At 66.3% G+C, this 5,451-nt stretch carries 6 protein-coding genes and 1 pseudogene; all 7 read right to left on the reverse strand.

The genetic code is table 11. The features are described 5' to 3' along the window. Positions 1-1,223, reverse strand: a 1,223-nt coding sequence (locus AC4FAH_RS06895; protein WP_490245804.1) for a tRNA nucleotidyltransferase/poly(A) polymerase-related protein, incomplete at its 3' end; no start/stop codon positions are given. Between the two features lie 91 nt (positions 1,224-1,314). Further along, positions 1,315-1,641 carry a thiosulfate sulfurtransferase GlpE gene (glpE, locus tag AC4FAH_RS06900; RefSeq protein WP_054557228.1) on the reverse strand — a complete coding sequence of 109 codons (327 nt, stop codon included), beginning with the start codon at positions 1,639-1,641 and terminating at the stop codon, positions 1,315-1,317. A 78-nt stretch (positions 1,642-1,719) separates the two neighbouring features. Further along, a complete protein-coding gene (locus AC4FAH_RS06905; protein ID WP_286987488.1) occupies positions 1,720-2,559 on the reverse strand; it encodes a symmetrical bis(5'-nucleosyl)-tetraphosphatase in 840 nt (279 codons plus the stop codon). Positions 2,560-2,630: 71 nt separating this feature from the next. Continuing rightward, complete coding sequence (gene apaG / locus AC4FAH_RS06910) at positions 2,631-3,011, reverse strand: Co2+/Mg2+ efflux protein ApaG (protein WP_043334633.1); 381 nt, start codon at positions 3,009-3,011, stop codon at positions 2,631-2,633. Positions 3,012-3,196: 185 nt separating this feature from the next. Beyond that, a pseudogene (rsmA, locus tag AC4FAH_RS06915) lies at positions 3,197-3,985 on the reverse strand (16S rRNA (adenine(1518)-N(6)/adenine(1519)-N(6))-dimethyltransferase RsmA); the annotation flags it as partial. 194 nt (positions 3,986-4,179) lie between these two features. Next, positions 4,180-5,196 (reverse strand): 4-hydroxythreonine-4-phosphate dehydrogenase PdxA, encoded by a 1,017-nt coding sequence (pdxA, locus tag AC4FAH_RS06920; protein WP_153636565.1) that lies wholly within the window; start codon positions 5,194-5,196, stop codon positions 4,180-4,182. A 27-nt stretch (positions 5,197-5,223) separates the two neighbouring features. Continuing rightward, a partial coding sequence (locus AC4FAH_RS06925) for a peptidylprolyl isomerase (RefSeq protein WP_490245805.1) occupies positions 5,224-5,451 on the reverse strand: 228 nt, incomplete at its 5' end.

Here is a 5,451-nt window from a genome sequence, read left to right on the forward strand (position 1 = left end):
CAATGAGGCGCGTGCACTTCCGGCATGGCCTGCCATTCGCTCAGCGCCTGCTCGATGGCCTGCTGGCGCTGCTTGCTGAGCGCACGCCCGATCTCCGCCCCTTTCAGGCCCTGTTCGACCAGAGACTGCGGCGACACCGCCGTCGCGGCTTGCCAGACGGCATTGCCCAGCCTTGCCAACCCCTTGTCCTCGACGGCCAGCAGGGCCACCAGCACCGACTGGCGCTCGCCACGCCGCCAGGCATCGACACCATCCAGCCAGGCCTTGAGATCGGCTGCGCTCACGCCACCTTCCCGCCGCGAGGCCTCGTTCAATTCCCGGCACAGACGTGCCTGCTGGGCGGCGTCACGCACGGCGCTGGGCAGGCGCAAGTCCTGCGCCAGGGCATCGATCTCGTCGCGTGACAGGTGCTCCACCAGGCGCGCCATGCGCCAGCAGACCATCTCCGCCTCATCGACCAGCTGACGCGGCAGGCGATCCAGCCGCGCCAGTGCCGCTGTGAGCTGTGCGGCATCGCGAGTCAGCGGCGGCATCAGCACCGTCAGCGCCCCCAGCTCATCGAGCAGCTGGAAGTAGGCCTCGGGACTGGCCTCGCCCAGCGCCTTCTCGGTCTCCTTCCAGACCCGCTCGGCCACCAGATGCGAGACCTCGCCGCTTTCGACCATGGCGACCATCATCTGTCGGGTCTCCTCCGCGACCGTGAAGCCGAGCCCCTGATAGCGCGCCAGAAAGCGTGCCACGCGCAATACGCGCAACGGGTCTTCGCTGAAGGCGCTCGAGACATGACGCAACACGCGCGCCTCGAGATCCGCCATGCCACCGTAGGGGTCGATCACCTCGCCCTGCCCCGGCGTGCTGTCGAGCGGCTCGGCCATGGCATTGATGGTCAGGTCGCGACGAATGAGGTCCTCTTCCAGCGTCACATCGGGACTGGCATGCACGCTGAAGCCGACATACCCGTGGCCGGACTTGCGCTCGGTACGCGCCAGCGCGTACTCCTCCTGGGTCTGCGGATGCAGGAAGACCGGGAAGTCCCGCCCGACCGGCCGGAAGCCACGCGCCTGCATGTCTTCCACCGTCGCGCCCACCACCACGAAGTCACACTCGTGCCACGGCCAACCCAGGCGCGCATCACGCACCGCGCCGCCCACGCGATAGACCTCAAGCCCGCTCAACAGGCGGTCACGCGAATCGGTCAGTGAAGAAGGCGTCGTCTGAGTCATGCGAATGTCCTTGCCCTGCGGCACGAGATACAAAGCTGAATGAGGAAAGCGAGGAAGTAAGGCCAGTGATGGCAGTCACGTGCAGGCGGCGTCAGCTACCGCTCTCGACGTCATCACCATGCGTCAATTGGTACTGGGTAAAGCCACCATCGAGGGAATAGACCTTCTCGAAGCCCTGCCCCGCCAGCCAGGCGGCGGCCTGCTGACTGGAATGGCCGTGATAGCAGACCACCACCAGCGGCTTGTCGCGCGGGGTGTCTTCCAGAATGGCACCGGCACTGGCGTTGTCCAGATGACGGCTGCCCGGGATACGCCCCTGCGTGAAGCTGAGCGGATCGCGGATATCGAGTACCACGAGCGACGGGTCGCGTTGGCGCCAGTCACTGAGGGTTGCGAGATCAAGATGTTCGAAACTCATGCGGACTCCGCTTGTTGAGTAAGGGAAAGGCATTCGCCAGCGACGGCAGACCTGCTGTCACTGGCGACGGGAGGGCGCTCAGCGCGAGGTCAGCGCCGGCTCGAAGACGCGCTCTTCCGTCTCGAGATTGAGCGCCGTCAGGCCACCGCCCCACACGCAGCCGGTGTCCAGCGCCTCGACATCCTGACGCGCCGCCGGCGTCTCGCCTTCCAGAGCAGCCCAGTGACCGAACAGCAGGCGCGGCGAATCATCCCAGACCCCTTCGGGACGCGGGTACTGGAACCAGGGACGGCTCCCCTCCGGCGCGCTATCCAGCCCTTCCTTGGCCGCGAAATCCAGTCGGCCATCACTGTACAGAAAGCGCATGCGCGTGAAGACATTGACGATGCAGCGCAGGCGCGGCGTGCCTTCGAGATCCTCCTGCCAGCGGTCCGGCGTATTGCCGTACATCTCGCCGAGAAAGCCTCGATAGTCGTCGCCCGCCAGCACGGCGTGCGCTTCGCGGGCATAACCGGCCGCCTGGTCCAGCGTCCAGCTCGGCAACACGCCGGCATGGCTCATCACCGTGCGGCGATTGCCGACCAGCGCATCCACCATCAGCGGCTGACGACGCAGCCAGTCCAGCAGCTCCTCACGGTCCGGCGCCTCGAGAATCGGCGTCAGCGTATCGGAGCGCTTGTGACGGCTGAAGCCTTCGGCCACCGCCAGCAGGTGGAGGTCATGGTTGCCCAGCACCACCCGCGCATCATCGCCCAGCGACTTGACCAGACGCAGGCACTCCAGCGAGCCCGGCCCGCGATTGACCAGGTCTCCCGCCAGCCACAGCACATCGCGCCCCGGCGTGAAATCGAGGCGCTGCAACAGAAGTTCGAACTCTTGATGGCAGCCCTGCAAATCGCCAATCGCCCACTGCGTCATGCCCACTCCCTGACCGCCGTGGCGGCCTGACTTGCTGTCTTGAATACGAAACGCTGCGTCACGCGGCCACCCTAGTGAACCTGATGCGGACCGGCGAGACGGAACGGTGCGATGGCGACCTCGAAGGTGCGCGCATGGGTCGCGTCACAGAAGGTATAGGCCCCCTGCATCACGCCGACCGGCATGTCGAGCACGGCGCGCGAGGTATAGCGAAAGCTCTCGCCGGGCGCGATCAGCGGCTGCTTGCCGACCACGCCCTTGCCACGCACTTCCTGCTCATCGCCGCTGCCCTGGGTGATCTTCCAGTAGCGCGCCAGCAGCTGCACGGTCTCATCCGTCCCGTTGTGCACGGTGATGGTATAGCGGAACACGTGTCGGTTCTCGCTCGGACGACTCTCGTCGGCGCAGTACTCGGGTACGGCGTCGATACGGATGTCCGCCACGCTACTCATGCGTCGTGGTCGCTGGCGTTGCGGGCGTCGCCCTTGGCATCGCTCTCGGCATCGAGGCGCTCGCCACTGTCACTATTCCCATCACTACCACTGGCACTGTCGGCTGCCGGCGCACCGTGGCCGACATTGCTGCGTGGACGCTTCTTCGGTGCCTTGTCGGCCTTGTCCACCGTCATGCCCTGCTCACTGAGGTGGTTGCTGATCATCACCAGCTCAGCGACGGTCAGTGTCTGCGGACGACGCGAGGGATCGATGCCCAGCGCGGTCAGCTGGTCGGCATCGATGCGGCCCTTGAAGTTGTTGCGCAGCGTCTTGCGGCGCTGGGAGAAGGCTTCGCGCACGATGACGGCGAGCAGCTTCTCGTCCTTGGCCGGATGCGGCAATTCACGGTGCGGCACCAGACGCACGATGGCGGAATCCACCTTCGGCGCCGGGAAGAAGGCGCTCGGCGGCACCAGGAACAGATTTTCCACCGCGCAGTAATACTGGGTCATCACCGACAGGCGGCCCCAGTCGGTGCCACCCGGCTCGGCGGCCAGACGCTCGACGACTTCCTTCTGCAGCATGAAGTGCATGTCGGAGATCGCGCCGCGTGCTTCCAGCAGGTGGAAGATCAGCGGGGTGGAGATGTTGTACGGCAGGTTGCCGACCACGCGCAGTGCCGGGCCATCACCGACCAGCTCCGGGAAGTCGAAACGCAGGGCATCGCCTTCGTGGATCACGAAGTCCGGGTAGTTGAAGAACTGCACGCGCAGACCCGGGATGAGGTCACGGTCCAGCTCGATGACTTCCAGCTTGCCTGCCGCTTCCAGCAGCGGGCCGGTCAAGGCACCCTGCCCCGGGCCGATCTCGACCAGGCGCTCGCCTTCCGCGGGACGAATGGCATTCACGATGCGAGAGATGACGCCAAGGTCCTGCAGAAAGTTCTGACCGAAACGCTTGCGAGCGCGATGCGCGGGGAAATGTTGGGACATGGGACTGACCTTCCTCCTGGGAATCCGTCGGGATTCCCGACAACAAGACGCCGCCATGGCCTGCAGGGACACAGGCAGACCGGGGCGGCGAGACCATCCTCGATGGTCGAATGACTGGGGTAGCGAGACGCCACGCTGTGGCGTACGCCTGACGTGCCGCCATGCGGTCACGCCCGAGTGATGCGGGGATTATCTCAGGCTCGCGCGGCGGCTGCCATCTCGATGGCGACACGTACGGCCTGCAACAGGCTGCCGACGTCGGCACGTCCGCTGCCGGCGAGGTCCAGCGCCGTGCCGTGATCCACGGAGGTACGCACGATCGGCAGGCCCAGCGTGATGTTGGCGGCTTCACCGAAGCCGGCATACTTGAGCACCGGCAGGCCCTGGTCGTGGTACATCGCCAGTACTGCATCCACGCCCTCCAGATGCCGCGGCGTGAACAAGGTGTCGGCCGGCAGCGGGCCATCCAGCTGCATGCCGGTCGCGCGCAGGGCGTCGAGCGTCGGGGAGATCACCTCGATCTCCTCATGCCCCAGATGCCCGCCCTCGCCGGCATGCGGATTGAGCCCGCACACCGCGATGCGCGGCGCGGCACAGCCGAAGTAGCGCGTCAGGTCCTTGGCGAGGATCTTCATCACCCGCGTCAGGCCCTCGGGCGTGATGGCATCGGCCACCTCGCGCAGCGGCAGGTGCGTGGTGGCCAGCGCCACCCGCAGCCCGGGGCACGCCAGCATCATGACCACTTCCTCGACCCCGCAGACATCGCGCAGGTATTCGGTGTGGCCGGTGAAGCCCGCATGCCCGGCCTCGATCACGGCGGCCTTGGACAGCGGCGCCGTCACCATCGCGCTGGCATGCCCCGCCTGGCAGGCGGCGATGGCGACATCCAGCATCGCCAGCACATGATCGCCATTGCGCGCATCGATCACGCCCGGCTCGCTGGGCACTGCCAGCGGCACCGGCCACACGGCCAGCTCACCATTGCGGGCCGGCGGCAGCGGGTCACCCGGCGCCAGCTCATGCACCACCAGCGGCAGTCTCAGCAGGCGGGCACGACTGACCAGCAAGGCGGGGTCCGCCACGGCGACCAGCTGTGCGGGGAACGCTTCCGCCTGACCGGCCAGCATGACCAGCAGTTCCGGGCCGATACCCGCCGGCTCGCCGGCGGTCAGGGCGATGATGTCGGGCGCAATCTCTTCGCGACAATTCATGACGGTGTCTCGCTGCTCCACTCGGACTTACTGCTCATCGAGACGGTTGTCGACATAGGCCTCAGCACGCACCTGCTGCTGCCAGGCTTCGAGCTCATCATTGAGCTTGCGCTGGAACAGGGTCTTGCGCACCTTGTCACGCTGGCTGGAGTTGGTCACATCCTGCTGGCGACGCTCCTCGACTTCGATGATGTGGTAGCCGAAGCGGCTCTTGACCGGCTGGCTGATCTCGCCCACGTCCAGACCATTCATGGC

Source organism: Cobetia sp., from assembly GCF_983723665.1.

Excerpts from the sequence above, each read along its gene's own strand:
- glpE (WP_054557228.1), bottom strand. The coding sequence starts at position 1,641 with ATGAGTTTCGAACATCTTGATCTCGCAACCCTCAGTGACTGGCGCCAA.
- AC4FAH_RS06905 (WP_286987488.1), bottom strand. The coding sequence starts at position 2,559 with ATGACGCAGTGGGCGATTGGCGATTTGCAGGGCTGCCATCAAGAGTTC.
- pdxA (WP_153636565.1), bottom strand. The coding sequence starts at position 5,196 with ATGAATTGTCGCGAAGAGATTGCGCCCGACATCATCGCCCTGACCGCC.
- apaG (WP_043334633.1), bottom strand. The coding sequence starts at position 3,011 with ATGAGTAGCGTGGCGGACATCCGTATCGACGCCGTACCCGAGTACTGC.